Source organism: Acidovorax sp. BL-A-41-H1, from assembly GCF_051942715.1.
Genome location: NZ_JBPVJQ010000006.1, coordinates 851,460 through 867,145 on the forward strand (window position 1 = coordinate 851,460; position 15,686 = coordinate 867,145).

Annotated in this window: 18 protein-coding genes; 5 read left to right on the plus strand and 13 right to left on the minus strand. The window is 67.6% G+C overall.

All coding sequences use genetic code 11. From position 1 onward, the window contains the following. Positions 1–22: 22 nt before the first annotated feature. Complete coding sequence (locus tag ACTPOI_RS17100) at positions 23–958, plus strand: succinylglutamate desuccinylase (RefSeq protein ID WP_440110936.1); 936 nt, start codon at positions 23–25, stop codon at positions 956–958. Positions 959–1,148: 190 nt separating this feature from the next. Here the strand turns inward: ACTPOI_RS17100 and ACTPOI_RS17105 are convergent, their stop codons facing one another. From ACTPOI_RS17105 to ACTPOI_RS17125, 5 genes are all read right to left on the minus strand, one after another. Continuing rightward, a complete protein-coding gene (locus ACTPOI_RS17105; protein ID WP_440110938.1) occupies positions 1,149–1,379 on the minus strand; it encodes a hypothetical protein in 231 nt (76 codons plus the stop codon). A 167-nt stretch (positions 1,380–1,546) separates the two neighbouring features. Continuing rightward, positions 1,547–2,440: a DMT family transporter gene (locus ACTPOI_RS17110; RefSeq protein ID WP_440110940.1), complete on the minus strand. Its 894-nt coding sequence runs from the start codon at positions 2,438–2,440 to the stop codon at positions 1,547–1,549. A 145-nt stretch (positions 2,441–2,585) separates the two neighbouring features. Beyond that, a complete protein-coding gene (locus tag ACTPOI_RS17115; protein WP_440110942.1) occupies positions 2,586–3,185 on the minus strand; it encodes an MgtC/SapB family protein in 600 nt (199 codons plus the stop codon). Positions 3,186–3,606: 421 nt separating this feature from the next. Then, positions 3,607–4,572 carry an NAD(P)H-dependent flavin oxidoreductase gene (locus ACTPOI_RS17120; RefSeq protein WP_440110944.1) on the minus strand — a complete coding sequence of 322 codons (966 nt, stop codon included), beginning with the start codon at positions 4,570–4,572 and terminating at the stop codon, positions 3,607–3,609. Between the two features lie 64 nt (positions 4,573–4,636). Beyond that, the gene (locus ACTPOI_RS17125) at positions 4,637–5,404 is read right to left on the minus strand and encodes a pseudouridine synthase (RefSeq protein WP_440110946.1); all 768 of its coding nucleotides are present in this window, start codon (positions 5,402–5,404) and stop codon (positions 4,637–4,639) included. A gap of 107 nt (positions 5,405–5,511) precedes the next feature. Here ACTPOI_RS17125 and ACTPOI_RS17130 point away from each other — a divergent pair, with 107 nt between their 5' ends. Continuing rightward, entirely contained in the window at positions 5,512–5,862 is a 351-nt protein-coding gene (locus ACTPOI_RS17130; protein WP_440110948.1) for an ankyrin repeat domain-containing protein, read from the plus strand. Between the two features lie 129 nt (positions 5,863–5,991). Here the strand turns inward: ACTPOI_RS17130 and ACTPOI_RS17135 are convergent, their stop codons facing one another. Then, a complete protein-coding gene (locus tag ACTPOI_RS17135) occupies positions 5,992–6,444 on the minus strand; it encodes a TerB family tellurite resistance protein (RefSeq protein ID WP_440110950.1) in 453 nt (150 codons plus the stop codon). A gap of 137 nt (positions 6,445–6,581) precedes the next feature. Between ACTPOI_RS17135 and ACTPOI_RS17140 the strand changes: the two genes are divergently transcribed. Then, positions 6,582–7,496 (plus strand): DHH family phosphoesterase, encoded by a 915-nt coding sequence (locus ACTPOI_RS17140; RefSeq protein ID WP_440110952.1) that lies wholly within the window; start codon positions 6,582–6,584, stop codon positions 7,494–7,496. A gap of 3 nt (positions 7,497–7,499) precedes the next feature. Here ACTPOI_RS17140 and ACTPOI_RS17145 read toward each other — a convergent pair whose 3' ends face one another. Together ACTPOI_RS17145 and ACTPOI_RS17150 are read right to left on the minus strand one after the other, a co-directional pair. After that, on the minus strand, positions 7,500–8,801 hold the full coding sequence (locus tag ACTPOI_RS17145; RefSeq protein WP_440110954.1) for an MFS transporter: 1,302 nt from the start codon (positions 8,799–8,801) through the stop codon (positions 7,500–7,502). 190 nt (positions 8,802–8,991) lie between these two features. Then, positions 8,992–9,411, minus strand: coding sequence for a thermonuclease family protein (locus ACTPOI_RS17150; RefSeq protein ID WP_440110956.1), 420 nt, complete (start codon positions 9,409–9,411; stop codon positions 8,992–8,994). Between the two features lie 563 nt (positions 9,412–9,974). Here ACTPOI_RS17150 and ACTPOI_RS17155 point away from each other — a divergent pair. Further along, entirely contained in the window at positions 9,975–10,469 is a 495-nt protein-coding gene (locus ACTPOI_RS17155; RefSeq protein WP_440112656.1) for a DUF2242 domain-containing protein, read from the plus strand. Positions 10,470–10,532: 63 nt separating this feature from the next. On the opposite strand, the gene ACTPOI_RS17160 is transcribed toward ACTPOI_RS17155, so the two are convergent. The 3 genes from ACTPOI_RS17160 to ACTPOI_RS17170 all read right to left on the minus strand — a co-directional run bounded on the left by ACTPOI_RS17160 (position 10,533) and on the right by ACTPOI_RS17170 (position 12,841). Beyond that, complete coding sequence (locus ACTPOI_RS17160; protein ID WP_440110958.1) at positions 10,533–11,084, minus strand: dihydrofolate reductase family protein; 552 nt, start codon at positions 11,082–11,084, stop codon at positions 10,533–10,535. A 131-nt stretch (positions 11,085–11,215) separates the two neighbouring features. After that, the gene (locus ACTPOI_RS17165) at positions 11,216–11,752 is read right to left on the minus strand and encodes a pseudouridine synthase (RefSeq protein WP_440110960.1); all 537 of its coding nucleotides are present in this window, start codon (positions 11,750–11,752) and stop codon (positions 11,216–11,218) included. A gap of 114 nt (positions 11,753–11,866) precedes the next feature. Then, positions 11,867–12,841, minus strand: coding sequence for a peptidoglycan DD-metalloendopeptidase family protein (locus tag ACTPOI_RS17170; protein ID WP_440110962.1), 975 nt, complete (start codon positions 12,839–12,841; stop codon positions 11,867–11,869). Between the two features lie 296 nt (positions 12,842–13,137). Between ACTPOI_RS17170 and ACTPOI_RS17175 the strand changes: the two genes are divergently transcribed. Next, complete coding sequence (locus tag ACTPOI_RS17175) at positions 13,138–14,433, plus strand: phospholipase D-like domain-containing protein (protein WP_440110964.1); 1,296 nt, start codon at positions 13,138–13,140, stop codon at positions 14,431–14,433. A gap of 195 nt (positions 14,434–14,628) precedes the next feature. Here ACTPOI_RS17175 and ACTPOI_RS17180 read toward each other — a convergent pair whose 3' ends face one another. Further along, the gene (locus tag ACTPOI_RS17180; protein WP_440110965.1) at positions 14,629–14,883 is read right to left on the minus strand and encodes a hypothetical protein; all 255 of its coding nucleotides are present in this window, start codon (positions 14,881–14,883) and stop codon (positions 14,629–14,631) included. A 170-nt stretch (positions 14,884–15,053) separates the two neighbouring features. Then, the gene (locus ACTPOI_RS17185; RefSeq protein ID WP_440110967.1) at positions 15,054–15,515 is read right to left on the minus strand and encodes an SRPBCC family protein; all 462 of its coding nucleotides are present in this window, start codon (positions 15,513–15,515) and stop codon (positions 15,054–15,056) included. Between the last annotated feature and the right edge of the window lie 171 nt (positions 15,516–15,686).

Consider the following 15,686-nt stretch of genomic DNA (forward strand, 5'->3'; position numbering starts at 1 on the left):
GTTCTCTTATTAATTACCCGCCATGAGCCAGCCCCAGCCTGTTTTTGAAGTCCTGCCACGCGACCTGTCGGCCTATCGCCATGGCAATGTCGGGATCGACTATGTGCACCGTTTCGAGTCCGGCAAGCCCGGCCCGCATGTGCTCATCAATGCGCTCACGCACGGCAACGAGATCTGCGGCATGGTGGCCGCCACCCACCTGCTGGACACGGGCGTGCGCCCGCTGATCGGCACGCTCACCATCAGCCTTGCCAACGTGGCGGCGTATGAGTCGTTTGACCAAGCCCGGCCGTTTGAAAGCCGCCAGCTGGTGCACAACCTCAACCGCATCTGGTCGGCGGCCGAGCTGGACGGCACCGAACACAGCCCCGAACTGCAGCGTGCGCGCGAGTTGCGGCCCGTGGTGGCGGCGGCAGACCACATCCTGGACATCCACTCCACCAGCCAGGATGTGGAGCCCTTCTGGGTGTACCCGGCCTATGCGCGCAATGCCGAAGCGGCCCTTGCCATCGGCACGCCCCCGGCGCATCTGGTCATGCCCAGCGGTCTGGGATCGGGCACGCCGCTGATCCAGCACGGCCGCCACGGGCAGGCCGCTGGCAACGGCGTGGGCGTGGTGGTGGAATGCGGCCAGCATTTCCTGCAATCGGCTGCAGACATGGCGACCGGCGTGGCGCTGGACTTCCTCGCGCACTTTGGTCTCATCGCGCCGCGCACCGCAGCACGCCCGGCCGCGGCGCAGCGCCGGTACGAGCTGCTGGAGACCTGCATGGTGCGTACGCCAGACTTCCAGTTCACCCGGCCGCTACTGGGCTTTGAAGTGTTCGCCAAGGGCGATCTCATTGCCACGGACGGCCCGCATGAGATTCGCGCGCTGTGCGACGACTGCACGGTGTTCATGCCCACGCGTGAGCCCATCGTGGGTCGTGAGGCGGTGTATCTGACCCGGCCGGTGTAGTGCGGAGTATTGGAGGGGGCTGCAGCGCCAAGCCAGGGGGCGCTGCGAGGTCCGGAGGCGCCCCATTTTTGGTCTTTTTGGCCTGTAGCGCCTGGTTTATTTGCCCTGACTGCTATTAAATAGATAGCAAACTGGTAGCCACCTGCTGCCTTGCAGGTCCGGCGCAACAGTCTGGGGGTGGGCAAACGCCTCAGGCTTTCGGCTCGCCGTCCTCAATGCGGATCTTTCCGTCGCGCACGTACTGGTTGAACTGGTCCTTGGGCAGGGCCGCGGACCCTGCTGCATCGTTGTCGGCAGTCCAGCTGAGCGTGGCGCTGTCCTTGGCGGTTTCGATCTCGACCGGGCCCTTGGGGATGGGCAGCGGGGCGCCGTCGCCGGGGGTGAAGGTGACTTTTCCGTGGATGGTGGCGTGCTGGGTCATGGTGTGTTTCTCCGGGCAGCGAAGGCTGCCGCTCATACGCCATTGGAAAGGCCGCCAGCGAACGCTGGTGTAAGACGTGGCCGGCGTGTGCTGCGCGCGCCCAGCGCGAATGCGCCGCATGCCACGGGTGATCCGGGGGCCACCTCAAGGCGGCAGCACGGGCAGGGTCAGGGCGGGAGCACAGGCTGCGTGCGCTCCTGCCGCACAAGATACAGCCCGCTGCCGATGATGATGGCGCCCCCCAGCAGCGTGGCGACGCCAGGCACGGCCTGCCACAGCACCCAGTCGAGCCCCATGCCCCAGGCCAGGGCTGTGTATTCAAACGGTGCCACCACCGATGCCTGCCCGTGGCGAAACGCCTCGGTAATCGCCAGCTGGCCCAGAAAGCCCGTGACGGCCAGCCCCGCCACCAGCGGCCAGTGCACCTGATGCACGGCCACCCAGCCCGGCAGGGCCAGCGTGCCCGCGCCCAGCGCCAGCAGCGCCGTGGTCCAGAACACCAGGCTGGCGCTCGAATCGGTGCGCGTGAGCAGCCGGCCCGTCACGGCCGACACGGCATACCCCGTGGCAGCGCCCAGCACCGCCAGCGCCCCCAGGCTGAAGAACGCATCCTGGCTGGGCCGCAGGGCCACCAGCACGCCCACCATGCCCAGCACAATTGCCACCCAGTGCGATGCGCGTACCCGCTCGCCCAGCACCACTGTGGACAGCACGGTGATGATCAGCGGCGCAATGAAAAACAGCGTGTACGCCTCGGCCAGGCCCAGTTCCTTGAGCGCATAGGCAAACAGCGCCAGCATGCTGATGTTGAGCCCGCCGCGCAGCAGGTGCAGCGGCCAGCGCACCTTGAGCAGGCCGCGCACCTCGCCGCGCCACAGCACGTACAGCACCACCAGCGGCAGGGCCGCCCAGCCGCGCAGCGCGGCCACCTGCATGGCGGGGTAGCTGGCCGTCAGCGTCTTGAGCAGCGCATCCATCAGCGAGAAAAATCCCACGGCGGCAACCATGGCAAGAATGCCACGCAGGTTGGCCTGCGCGGCCGTGGGAGGCGTGGGGTGCATGGGGGCGAAACGGCAGTCGGTGCAGCGGTGGACGGCCGAAAAGTGTAGGGGATGCGCATCCCGTGGCAGCGGTTGTTACATTCCGAACACGAAGTACATCGCCCCGGGCGCCTGCGCTGCACTGCAACGCGCCGCGCAGGCGCGCTCAGACCCCCGGCGGCCGGTCCACACCTTCCATGCCGGTGGAGCCCGCTTCACTACCCCTTCGGCCGGCCTGATCGCCCTTGGCCCCTCCATCCTTGGCAACCCGCTCCACGTCCTCGCCTTCGGGCTGGATGTCTTGCGACGAAGGAATCAGCCACAGCACCGCCAGCGCCAGCGCCGTGCACAGCACGGCCGTGGCCTCCTGCCCCAGCCCTGCAGCAATGCCGATGGCCGCCGTCATCCAGATGCCCGCCGCCGTGGTCAGTCCGCGTACCTGGCCTTCGGCATTGCCCTTGAGGATGGTGCCTGCGCCCAAAAAGCCGATACCTGCGATCACGCCCTGCATCACGCGGCTGTTGTCCCCGGGCTCGATGCCGCCCTGCTGCGCCACCAGCACGAACAGGGCAGAGCCCATCGCCACCAGCATGTGCGTGCGGATGCCTGCCGCCTTGCCCGCATGGGCGCGCTCCCAGCCCAGCAGCCCGCCGAGCAGCGCTGCCATGAGCATCCGCACCACGATGCGCGTGGCCTGCGCCGCGTCGGGCACGTCGGAAAATTCGCGCACCACCGCGCGGGCGATGGAGGGCCAGAGGTCATCCATGTCGTACCCCTGTGCTTGCCAAGGTAGCGCCAACGGCAGCATGGGCCGGGGCATGGTGCACGGCACGGCGGGCCGTTGCCCAATGCGCGGGCATGGGTGGAATCGGGGGGCAGAAAAACATCGTGGTCCTTGGGTGGCGTGGCAGCAGGCGGCACGGGCCCGCGGGCGCGCCCTTACTGTCTGCGGGCCACCGCCGCGGCGGTAGCGGCAGGCTGCGGGCTGCCGTGTAGGACGCAGCGCTGTTGGGGTGCTTGCAGGTGACAGCCGGAGAAGGGCAGGCGCGGTGCCTGCCCAAAATTTGCCGAGGCGGGTGATGCGAAGCACCGAAATCCGCACGGCGAACTCAGGCCATCCACCTGGCCGGGTCACAGCCAGCGCACAGCGCCTCCCCAAGGCTGCGCCGCTCAAAAACCCAGCCCGGTCACCCAAACGACCGCGCCGCCCCCAGCGCGCCCAGCCGCTGCGTGATGGCAAAGAACTCCGCCACCGTGTCGTCAATGATCTGCTGCGCCGTCTTCACCGCATCGATCAGCCCCGCGCTCTGCCCGGCCAGGGCCGGGGCGGCCTCCATGTCGCCGCCAAAGTACACCTGCTGGATGCCCGCAAAGCTGTCGGCGGGCATCAGCCCGGCTTCGTGGATGGCGCGGGTGCGTTCGGACTTCAGCGCGCGGATGCAGGGGCTGGCCTTGGTGTTGAGCATCCAGGTGCCGGTGGTGGGCGCGTTGACGATGGCGTTCTTGTAGTTGTCGTGCACGGGGCTTTCGGCGCAGCTCACAAAGCGCGTGCCCATCTGCACGGCCTCGGCGCCCAGCGCAAAGGCAGCGGCCATGCCCCGCCCGTCGCAGATGCCGCCCGCGGCCACCAGCGGCACATCGACCCGGGCGCGAATGGCCTGCAGCAGCACCAGTGTAGAGACCTCCTCGGGGTTCTTGAAGCCGCCGCCTTCGCCGCCCTCGACCACCAGGCCGTCGATGCCTGCGTCCACACATTTGAGCGCGGCGTCCAGCGTGGGCACGGCGTGGTACACGGTGATGCCCGCGTCCTTGAGCGGCGCAATGAACTTGGCCGGGCTGCCCGCCGAGGTGGTGACGAACTTCACGCCCGATGCGCACACAAAGCGCAGCATGGCGTCGTCCTTCAGAAAGCGGATGGGCAGGTTCACCCCAAACGGCAGGCCCAGCGCGCTCATCTTCGTGATCTCGGCCTGGCAGTTGGCCGTTTCGCCCGACGATGTTTCGATGATGCCCACCCCGCCCGCGCGCGACACGGCCGATGCCAGCTGCGTGCGCGCAATCCAGCCCATGGGCGCCTGGATGATGGGGTAGCGCGCGCCGGTGTGGGCGAGGACGCGGTTGGTGGTGCTGGCGGTGCTGCCGGGTGCGGTCATGGGGTCTCCTGTATGTGTTGGAGGCCATTATTTCGACGCACCCGCTGCGGCCATGTCGCACGGGTTACGGCTGGGGCACCGTCGCTTCCCACGGCAAGGTGGTCAGCAGTTGCTGCCAGTCTGCCGTGGGGCCGGATGGCACATCGCCACCTATGGCGGCAGGCGGCCATTGCAGCCCGCTGTCGAAGGTCATCACCTCGCCGGTCATGGGATGAGGCAGCGTGAGCTGCCACGCATGCAGCCACAGCCGCTGCTGGCCCAGCCGCGCGGCCCACCAGCGGTTGAGCGGGCCCTTGCCATGCGTGGCGTCGCCGAGGATGGGGTGGGCGATGTGCTTGAGGTGGCGGCGGATCTGGTGCCGACGCCCGGTGGTCGGAATGGCCTCTACCAGCGATGCGCGCGTGGTGGCAAAGCGGCTGTCGCTGGCCTCGGGCAGCGTGAGCTGCGCCAGCCGCCGAAAGCGCGAGTGCGCCTCCTGCACGGGGGCATCGTCGGGCGCGTCGTCAGGCTTGAGGGCGTGGTCCACCTCCACGGCTTCGGGCGCCCAGCCGCGCACCATGGCCAGGTAGCGTTTGTGCGTGGCCTGGTGTTCAAACGCCTGCGACAGGGCCCGCGCCGCGTCGCTGTGCAGCGCCATCACTAGCACGCCGCAGGTGCCCTTGTCCAGCCGGTGTACGGGGTAGACATGCTGGCCCAGCTGGTCGCGCAGGGTCTGCATCACAAAGCGCGTTTCGCCCGCATCGAGCCCCGTGCGGTGCACCAGCCAGCCGGCCGGCTTGTAGACCGCTACCAGGTGCTCGTCGCGCCAGAGGATGTGCAGGGGGTGGTGCATGGCAGGCGGGTGCGGCCGCAGGCGGCGCACCCCTTCGTCGGTAGGGCAGGGAAGGCGCGCATTGTGCAGCAGCCGGCGCTGCCTACACTGGCGCCATCTTCCAAACCATGCAAGGAACCCCGATGTCGGCCGGAGACTGGAAAGACATGTACGCCGCGGCCGTGGCAGGCGACCTGGCGCTGGTGCGCCACCACATCAGCGCAGGCGTTAACCCCAACTACCAGCACCCCGAGATCCTGTGCACACCGCTGGTGGCCAGTCTCATCCACGGGCATGACGAAATTGCGCGCCATCTGCTGGCGCATGGGGCTGATCCGCAGTTGCGCTCCGACTTTGACGACATGACCCCGCTGGAGGCCGCGCAGCGCTACCGGCGCACCGACTTCATCGCGCTGCTACAAGCCCGGGGCGCTAAAGCCGACAAGAAGCCGTTTTGGTGGCGCTGGCTACCTGTGTAGCTGCCAAGCCCGCCACCAGACGGTAGCGCCCGCGCTGCCTACGCCAGCGGCCGCCGTGCAAGGGCCGCCCCGCCGCACGGGCGGCGTCCCCCTCGGGGGGGATGGCGCCGAAGGCGACTCAGGGGGGGGTTACTGCTTCGCTCGCAATTTCGCGGCGATGTACTCGCCATGCGTCACATGCAGCAGGCCCGCCACCTTGCTGATGGTGTGGTTCTCGTTGGCATCCAGGTAGGAGTCGGCATAGGCCACTTGCCACATGGCCTCCACCAGGCTGATTTTTTCGGGTTGCGTGAAATGGTCGTTCAGGCTGCCGGTGAAGCGCTGGTAGTCGTAGGCGGTCTGCGATGTGGTGTGGGCCAGCTCCAGCAGGCCAGCGACCTCGTCGTCGGTCAGCGCAAAGCGGCTGCGCAGGGCATTCACCATGGCGGCGCGCTCGGCCTCATCGGCCTTGCCGTCAAAGCGCACCACCTCCACCAGCAGCACGGCCGCGGCCAGCTGTACGGCGTGGGCGCGCTGGGCGGCGTTCTCGGTGGGGGAGGGTTGGGTCAAGCTGTCGAACAGGTCCTTGAGGGTCTTGAGCATGGGTGGATGTGCGGGGCAGGCAATGCGGCGCAACGCTGTGGAGATACAGGGTGGACGGCACGCGGCGCGATAGGTTCCGCTGTCGGCTCGGGTCTTTGGTCAGGCCCCATGGTCCCGCCGCGCGACAATCGGGGGGCATGAAACAGACCATTCTTCCCCTGCAACTGCTGGTTGCCCCCGACAAGAACGACCCCGCGCCCCTGATCCTGTACCACGGCCGCGGCTGCCCCGACGGCTTTGGTGCCGCCCTGGCCGCCTGGCTTTTTTACGGCGACACCGCCGAGTACCTGGGCCTGGACCACGGCGACGTTGCCAGCATCGACGACCTGCCTGATGTGCGCGGCCGGGCGGTGTACATCCTGGACTTTTCGTTCGCCAACGAGATCATGGCCGCGCTGGACGAGCGCGCCGCCAAACTGGTGATGCTGGACCACCACAAGAGCGCGGCCGAAAAGCTCACCGGCTTTGCCTGCCGCTGCGGCGTGGTGCACTTCGACATGAACAAGTCGGGCGCGCGCCTGGCGTGGGAGTTCTTCCTGCCCCACACGCCCGTGCCGCCGCTCTTGCAATACGTGGAAGACCGCGACATCTGGAAGTGGGAGTTTGCCGAGAGCGCGGGCTTCCTGTCGGCGCTGGACATGGAACCGCAGACCTTTGACCGCTGGCGCGACATTGCCAGCTTCACGCCCGCGCAGATGGAGCAGTTCATGGCGCGCGGCGCGGCCATGGACGAGAAGTACCGCAAGCTCGCGGCCGACATTGCCGAGGGCGCGCAGCCCCTGGTGTTTAACGGCATTACGGGGCTGATGGTGAACGCGCCCGGCATGTTCCACAGCCTGGTGGGCGACATCCTGTCGGCCAAGACCGGTACCTTTGCGCTGATGTGGAGCGCAGGTGCCAAGGGCGTGAAAGTGGGCTTGCGTGCCCAGCGCAACTTCGACTGCATCGCGCTGGCCGAAAGCATGGGCGGCGGCGGCCACGCACAGGCCTGCGGTTTCAAGATGAAGGTCGAGCGGCTGCCCGAGCTGCTCAGCGGCACCTTCAACGCCTGAGGCTCAGTTTCGCCCAGAAGGAGGCACGGCCTCCTCGAACCGGTCCACCCGCAGCAGCGGGCGAAAGGCCGCCATCCACCCGCCCACCACGGCCAGCGTGCACAGGCCGCCGGCCACCGCAGCGGGCACGGCGCCGAGCCACGCCGCGCTGGTGCCCGCGCGGAACTCGCCCAGTTCATTCGACGAGCCGATGAACAGCATGTTCACCGCGTTCACCCGCCCGCGCATGTCATCCGGTGTGGAGAACTGCACCAGCGCCCCGCGGATGTACACGCTCACCATGTCGGCCGCGCCTGCCACCATCAGCGCCGCAAACGACAGCCAGAATGCGGTAGACAGCGCAAACACCAGGTTGGCCATGCCGAAGATGGCCACCGCGATGAACATGGTGCGCCCCACCTGGCGGTTGAAGGGCCGCATGCTCAGGTACAGCCCTGCGCCCACCTCGCCCACGGCCATCGCGCTGCGCAGCGCGCCCAGGCCCGCCGGGCCCACATGCAGCACCTCTTGCGCATAAATCGGCAGCAGTGCCACCACGCCGCCCAGCAGCACGGCAAACAGGTCCAGCGAGATCGTGCCCAGGATGATGGGCCGCGAGCGGATGAACGCAATGCCCGCGCCAAACCGCTCAAACATCGTCCCCTGCGCAGGCGCCCGCGTGCCCGCATGGGCCACCACCACGCGCAGCAGCAGCAACGCCCCCAGCACAAAGCAGGCGCAGCACACGGCATAGGTCAGCTCGCCACCGCCCAGCGCATACAGCACGCCGCCCAGCAGCGGCCCGCCAATGCTGGCCACCCGCATCAGCATGCTGTTGGCGGCAATGGCCTGCGCCAGCTGCGCGCGCGGCACGATCTGCGGCAGCAGGCTCTGCATCGCCGGGCCCGAGAACGCCCGGGCGCAGCCATACAGCACCAGCACCGCGTAGATGCCCGCCACCCCGCTGCTGCCATGCCCCGTGAGCCACCACAGCAGCGCGCTGCACACCGCGCCCACCGACCACGCCATGCCCAGGATGCGACGGCGGTCAAAGCGGTCGATCAAATCACCTGCAGGCAACAGCAGGCACAGCATGGGCAGAAACTGCGCCAGGCCCGCATACGCCAGCGACAGCGGGTTGCGCGTGAGGTCGTACACCTGCCAGGCCACCACCACCGCCTGCACCTGCGTGGCGACCACGGCCACCACGCGGGCGACCAGAAAGGCCAGGAACGCGGTGTGGCGGTAAACGCTGGCCGGGGGCTGCGTGCCGGCGGGGTGGGAAGCTGTATCAGCGCCGGGCGCAGAAGGCGGGTGGGCAGGCATGGGCAGAGGGAAATCGCGGCGCGCTGCCGGTGTGAAATGCAGGGGACGCACCGGCCGCGGAGCGCTATGGGATGTGCGGGTGATGCGCGTGATGCTGACCCTGGATGCTACCGGCTTGTGCGCGAGCGCGCTGGCGCTGCGGCACAGGGTTCAGCGCCTGCCAGCGCGACGGCCGCACTGCCGCGTGTGCCTACCGCAGGTGCCTGTGCCGGTAGGTCCACGGCGCCTGCGGCCGCGGCTGAGACCACAGCCCCGTGCGCTGCGCTTTTGCGCGGTCCTGAAGGGCCGTCAGCCCCGGCCGGTCTGCCGCATAGGGCACATACACCCAGGCCATGCCCGCGCCGACCTGGGCGGCGGCCACGTCGGTGCCGGCGCAGCGCACATGGGCCACGGTGCGGCCGTACTTGTCTTTCTCCACCGGCTGCAGCGTGGCCTGCTGGCGAAAGCACAGCTGCGCCAGGTGCTGGCGCGACTTCTGGCCGAAAGCCTGGCGCGATTCGGGTGCGTCGATGGCCGCTACGCGCAGCCGCACCTGCTGGTAGCTGGCGGGGCTGCCACAGCGCGCGGTGAGGGTATCGCCGTCATGGATGGCGACGACGAGGCAGAGCAAGGAGGCCAGTGGCACGGGTTATCAAACGGTGAAGAAATGGGATGTGAAGATACGCCACAGCCAGGCCATGGGAACTGAATGCAACCGGCTGAAACAATCTTTTCCGGTGAACTGCCCAGGCCGTGATGAGGTGGCTGGCAGTGCTCGTGCGCCCGGTGCCACGCGGCCCAGTTTAGCTGCGGCTCACGGGCGCCCCGTGCATCCGTGGCGCGTGCAAAAACCAATGGCGGGCCCGTGCGCAACACCGTGCATACACATCCACGCTGCATACGCATTGGGTGCACCGTATGGGCATTCGCGCTGCCTAGAATGACACCGTTGGGAACCGTTTCAGCCGGTCACCGTCTGAATGGCGTGCAGCGTCGCGCTGCGCACCCGTGCCACCAGTGTTTCCATTGGCTGCCCCATCTGCCGCCCGATCAAAGGACCCGATGACCCGTCGCTACAGCCTTCTGCCATCTGCATCGCACCCCCGCACAGCCCGTGAGCCGGTGGCCGCCACGGGACGGTGGACCCGCGCAAGGCTGACCGGGCTGGTCGCCTTCACGGGCGCTGCCCTGGTGATGCTCTCGGGCTGCGTGGCCACCAGCGGGCCGCGCACATTTGAAGTGCAGGAAAACTTCAATTCCGCCACCACGTTCTCGCGCCTTTTTGACGCCACACCCGCCCAGACCTGCGAGGCCTCGCGCCGCGCCCTGCTCAGCCAGGGCTACATCATTGCGGCGCAGAGTACAGATCTGGTGGAGGGCAAGAAGAGCTTTCAGCCCGATGCCGAATCGCACCTGCAGATGACCGTGCGCGTGGTGTGCGTGCCCGAGGCCAACGAGGGCAAGGTGAGCCTGGGCTTTGTGACCGCGCTGCAAGATACCTATGCCCTGCGCAAGACCAACAACTCGGCCAGTGTGGGCGTGGGCGCCATCGGGTCGGTGTCGCTGCCGTTTGCGGCCAGCAGCGATTCGCTGGTCAAGGTGGGTAGCGCCACCGTGACCAAGGACACGTTCTACGAGAACTTCTTTGACCTCGTCAAACGCTACCTGGTGATTGACGAGGCCCAGTGACCGGGCAGGCCTGGGGTGCCTGAAGCGTGCTCAGGCGGCGGGCGGTTCACTGGCCGCGTGTGCTCAGGTGTCAGCCTTGCGCGGGACGTCATAGCGCATTTCGGCAAACACGCTACCCAGCATCGTGACGGACTTCAGTCGCAAGGGCGGCTGCGTGATGCGCCGCGGCAGCAATGGTGTGCCGGTACCCAGCGTCACCGGCGCAATCTGCACGATGAGTTCATCGAGCAGCCCGGCGTCATGAAACTGCCCCACCAGGTCACCCCCGCCCACAATCCACACATTGCGGCCCGCGGCGGCCTGCAGCATGGCCGTGTGCACCGGCTGCACATCACCGCGCACAAAGCGCACATCGGCGCAGTCCACAGCGCGCAGGGTACGCGTGCTGAACACCCATGTCGGCGCGGTGTAGGGCCAGGGCTGCCCGGCGTCGATGGCGTGTTTCAGCATCCACTCGTAAGTGTGCGAGCCCATGGCCAGCGCCCCCACTTCGCGGATGAAGGCGGGGTAGCTGGAGCCGTCGATGTCTCCGAACTGCAGCAGCCAGCCGAGGTCGTGGTCGGGTGTGGCGATGAAGCCGTCGAGGCTGGATGCGCCGTAGAACTGGGTGGTCATGGGCCGGTGCGCCGTGGGTAGATGCGAAGCGGCGCACTGTACGCATCACCTGCTGACACCGTATTGGCAGCAGTGTGGTGCAGCCATGCTGCAACCATCAGGGCTCGGCATGCGCTTGCTGCCCCGGTCCGTCACGCGGCCCAGGTGCCCGGCGCCAGCCCGTCCAGCGTGTACGGCCCGATGGCTGCGCGGATGAGCCGCAGTGTGGGGTAGCCCACCGCCGCCGTCATGCGCCGCACCTGGCGGTTGCGCCCTTCGCGGATGACGAGTTCGATCCAGGCGGTGGGGATGGCCTTGCGCTCGCGGATGGGCGGGTTGCGCGGCCACACATCGGGCGCGGGGTCCAGCAGGCGTGCGCGGGCGGGCAGGGTGGGGCCGTCGTTCAGCACCACGCCGCTGCGCAGCGTTGCCAGGGCAGCTTCATCCGGAATGCCTTCCACCTGCACCCAGTAGGTCTTCTCCATCTTGAAGCGCGGGTCGGCAATCCGGGCTTGCTCCTTGCCGTCGCTGGTCAGCAGCAGCAGGCCTTCGCTGTCCGCGTCCAGCCGGCCGGCCACGTACACGCCGGGCAGGTCGATGTAGTCCTTGAGGCCCTGCCATTTGCCTTCGGGCGTGAACTGGCTGAGCACGCCATAGGGTTTGTTGAAGCGGATCAGGCGGGAGGTCATGGGATCAGATGTCAGGCCGAAAGAAGAGCGCGCCCGCAGCGCCTGTGCCGGGCAGCATCAAATGTAGATCGACTGGGGCTTTCAAAAATGCAGCCCCTTGGCACGGGGCCACCGTCAGGCAGGTACAAACAGCGCCGGGTCGACCATGGTGCGGTTGAGCATCACGCCCCAGTGCAGGTGCGGGCCGGTCACGCGGCCGGTGGCGCCCACCTTGCAGAAGGCATCGCCCGCCTGCAGCACATCACCCACCTGCACGTCCATGCGGCTCAGGTGGCAGTACATGCTGAGCAGGCCCTGGCCGTGGTCCAGCCACACCGTGCCGCCATTGAAGAAGTAGTCGCCCACGTCGATCACGCGGGCCGGCAGCGGGGCCACCACGGGCGTACCGGTGGCGGCGGCAATGTCCATGCCGCTGTGCGGATTGCGCGGCTGCCCGTTGAACACGCGGCGCAGCCCGAACGAACTGGAGCGACGCCCGGGCACCGGCACGCGCATCTGCAGCGATGGCAGCGCCACACCCGCAGGCCGCTCGCTGAAGGTGGCCATCACCACGGCCTGGTGGTCGCGTTCGCGCTCGTAGCGCGCCTGGTCTTCGGGTGACAGGTCTACCGTGCGTGGCGACACCTTGAGCTGCTGCTCGGCATAACGCTTGGCGGCAATGCTGAAGGGCACCGTGCGCACCGCTGCGCCTGCTGCGGTGGGCTGCACGGTGATGTGGGCATCGCCCGGCACCGCCGCCAGCGCAATGCCCACCACGGCCGTCCACTCGATGGCATCGCCCGTTACCAGCACCGGTACATCAGCATCGCCCTGGCGTACCTGCACCACGGGCCGACTGGCCGCCGGGCCGAGCGACAGGCGCGCCACGCCGCCGGGCACCTGCAGCGCCTGCGGCCACACGCCGGGGGCGGCAGAGGGCACTGCAGCCGCCGCCTTGGCAGCCCAGGCCGCGCCGGGCAGTGCCAACCAAGCGCCTGCCGCCGCCAGCGCCGCGCGGCGGGATACGGTGGCGCGGTGACCCGCGTGTTCTGCCTCGGCAAGGGGGGCAGGGGAAGAAGCAGGTGGCGGTGTAAGGGGCAGGGTGGGCATCGTGCGGCAGAGGGCGAATTGCTTGCGGAAGAGAGGCGAATAGGATGCGAATGGAGGCGGTGCGCACTGCAAGGCCGGTAGCCGGGGGGGCGCTGCGGGAGCGACTGTACCTTGCGCCCCGCGTACGCAAGGCCACCCATTGGCAACAGCGCGTATCGGCAATGCGCTGCACTTCTCAAGGCCCCGGCCTGCACGCCCGCAGCGGCGCGAAAGGCGCGTCTTCGGCGCAGGCGCAAGCTCAACAGTGGCGGCGTTTGCCTACATGCCCCCCTCATGCGGCCCACCACAATCGCGCCATGCCAAAACTCGGCCGTTCGCGCTGGCTCATCGTTGTACTGACCGTGGTCCTCACCGTGGTGCTGGGCCTGGTGGCCCTGAACTTCACTGCCGGTGAGAAGAAGGTGCAAAAGCAGCTCCCGCGCCTGTATTCCACGGCCGACCCGCAGTTTGAACGCGCACTGGGCAGCCTGCTGGGCCCCCCGCTGGTGGATGGCAACGAAGTGACCGAGCTGCTCAACGGCGACCAGATCTTTCCGCCCATGCTGGCGGCCATCAAGGCCGCGCAAAAGACCATCACGTTCGAGACGTACATCTACTGGTCGGGCGACATCGGCAAGGCCTTTTCCGATGCGCTGAGCGAGCGCGCGCGTGCGGGCGTGAAGGTGCATGTGCTGCTGGACTGGGTGGGCACGGCCAAGATGGAAGAAAGCTACCTCAACGAGATGCGCGCATCGGGCGTGCAGATCGAAAAATTCCACAAACCCCACTGGTACAACCTGGCGCGGCTGAACAACCGCACCCACCGCAAGCTGCTGGTGGTGGACGGGCAGGTGGGCTTTACCGGCGGCGTGGGCATAGCGCCCGAGTGGACGGGCAACGCGCAGGACCCCGACCACTGGCGCGACTCGCACTACCTGGTGCGCGGCCCCGTGGTGGCGCAGATGCAGGCCACGTTTCTGGACAACTGGCTCAAGGTCACCGGCAAGGTGCTGCACGGCGACCTGTACTTTCCGCCGCTGGCGCAGACCCCGCCCGTGGGCACACAAAAGGCGCAGATGTTTTCCAGCTCGCCATCCAGCGGCAGCGAGAGCATGCAGCTGATGTACCACCTGGCCACCACCGCGGCCGACCGCAGCATCGACCTGTCGGCCGCGTACTTTGTGCCCGATGACCTCACGCTCAAATTGCTGATGGACGCACTGGGCCGCGGCGTGCGGCTGCGCATCATCACCCCCGGCGAACACACCGACACCGAAACCGTGAAGGCAGCATCGCGCGGCACCTGGGGCCAGCTGCTGCAGGCCGGCGCCGAGATTTATGAATACCGCCACACCATGTACCACTGCAAGGTGTTGATCGTGGACGACCTGCTGGTATCGGTGGGATCCACCAATTTCGACAACCGCTCGTTCCGGCTGAACGACGAGGCCAACCTCAACGTGTACGACGCGGGCTTTGCCAAGCGGCAGACCAAGGTGTTCGAGGCCGACATCAGGCAGTCGGAACGCGTGACGTACGAGGCCTGGCTGGACCGCCCGTGGACGGAAAAGCTGGCCGAGCGTCTGTCAGGGCTGCTGCGCTCGCAGCTTTGAGTCAAACTGGGCCCAAGCCCAGCAGGAATAATGCCCTGATGCTATGTATTGAATAGCAAATACCATGCAGGCATCGCAAGGCAATTGCTTTGTGCCACAGCGCCGGTCAGCGCGCGGTATGGGCAAGGGCGATGCACTGCGGCGGTACAGGCCCCTGCGCCGCGCGGCCAGCGCGCGGAAAACGCGTGGCGCCGCCTACTCGGCCTCTGGCTGCAGCTCGTACGTCACTTCCTCGCTTTCGACCATCTCCATGATCTCTTCGAGCGCTGCTTCGTCGTCGGTGCTGCTCCACATGTCTTCGGGGTCGGTGGCAAACAGGGGCTCTACGGCCATGTCCAGGAACTTGCCTTCGCCCATGCGGATGACCGGCGTGCCTTCAGAGGTTTCCTGCACTTCCCAGTCGTCAGGGACGGTCATTTGCAGCTGGATGGTGATGGTGAGTTGCTTCATGCTGTGATTCCTTGGTGCGTTTCAATCAAGACGCGCAGGGTAACCCAGTGGCGTGACGGTTTTGCGCAGGCCATGCGTGATGCCTGTTTGCCACTGCGCCGCAGGGTGTGCCCACACGCCCGACCACTTGCAAGTGCACTGCGGTGGGGCACACGCAGCCCCAGCCCGCGTCAGCCCGGAATATCTGGCTCCACCAGCAGCGCCAGCAGTTGCAGCGACTCCTGCCAGCCCAGGTAGCACGCCTCAGTGGGTATCACGGCCGGTATGCCGCTTTGCACCACCGTCAGCTCGGTGCCCACCGCCACGGCCTTCAGCGTGACGGTGTTCCGCATTTCGCCGGGCAGGTTGGGGTCGTCAAACCGGTCGGTGTTGACGATGCGCTCGCCGGGCACCAGCTCTACATACGTGCCGCCAAACACATGGGTGCCGCCCGTGCCCAGGTTGGTGAACTGCATGCGGTAGCTGCCGCCCACGCGTGCATCCATGCTGATCACGCGGCCGGTAAAACCGTGCGGCGGCAGCCACTTGGCCATGGCGTCGGGGTCGAGAAAGGCGCGGTACACGCGCTCGGGCGGGGCGCGCAGCACGCGGTGCAGGGTGACGGTGCCGGGGGTGGATGCGGTGCTGGTCATGCGTTTGCCTTCCTTGGTGGACACGCGCGGCTGGCGTGGCAGGGGTGGCAGCGAGTTTGCGACCGGCTTGCGTGGCAGAGCCGGCTGCATACGGGACCGCCACGATATGCGCTGCCCCGTGCTGTGCGCAACACCAGGTTGTTACCGGGCGTGCCGCAAGGGCTGGCTTGC